Consider the following 723-nt stretch of genomic DNA (forward strand, 5'->3'; position numbering starts at 1 on the left):
AGCACTTTCTTAAATTCTTCTTTTTTTCCAAAACCAATCAAACGTAGAATAGCCATTTGAACATAGTCCAAACCGTAGCGAAATAAACTTACTGAAAGTCGTCCATGCTTCTTTATTTTTATCGCTTTTTTCCGATCATGTTGCCATTCACCTGTTAAATAGCACCAACAGAAACCGATAGCTAGCACTGCTATCAATTTCTTGACTCGTCTAGGGTCTGTTAAACGAGTATTTTCAAGATTGAATCCACGTCCTTTGAGACAACTAAATAACGTTTCGATTTCCCAGCGTAATGCATAATCACGAATAGCAGAAGCATTAAACATAGGAGAAACAACAAGTAAAAGTTCTCCATCTTCTAATCGTAGCGCACTAATATACAGTTTCACTCGACCAACCCAAATACGTCGTTTACGACATTCAGTTTGACCAACTTGAAGATGACGAAATAAATCACTAATTTTATGATTCTTGGCTAAGTGATTGGTCACAATAAAGTTTTTTTAACACGTATACAGAAGTTAATGTCATTTTCAATTAACCATGTAAACCATTTCTCACCGATAAATTCTCTGTCTGCAAACACATTCACAATACGATCTTTACCAAAAATGGAGATAAAGCGTTGAATCAAAGCAATACGCTCTTTTGTATCTGAATTTCCACGTTTATTGAGCAATGTCCAAACAATAGGTATCGATATTCCACGATAGACGATGGCTA

Annotated in this window: 1 pseudogene; it reads right to left on the minus strand. The window is 35.5% G+C overall.

Annotated elements, in window-relative coordinates:
- Positions 1-723, minus strand: a pseudogene (locus tag AVJ20_RS18085) (IS4-like element ISAba33 family transposase); the annotation flags it as partial.

It is taken from the genome of Acinetobacter sp. CFCC 11171, from assembly GCF_003268405.1.
Classification (GTDB): domain Bacteria; phylum Pseudomonadota; class Gammaproteobacteria; order Pseudomonadales; family Moraxellaceae; genus Acinetobacter; species Acinetobacter amyesii.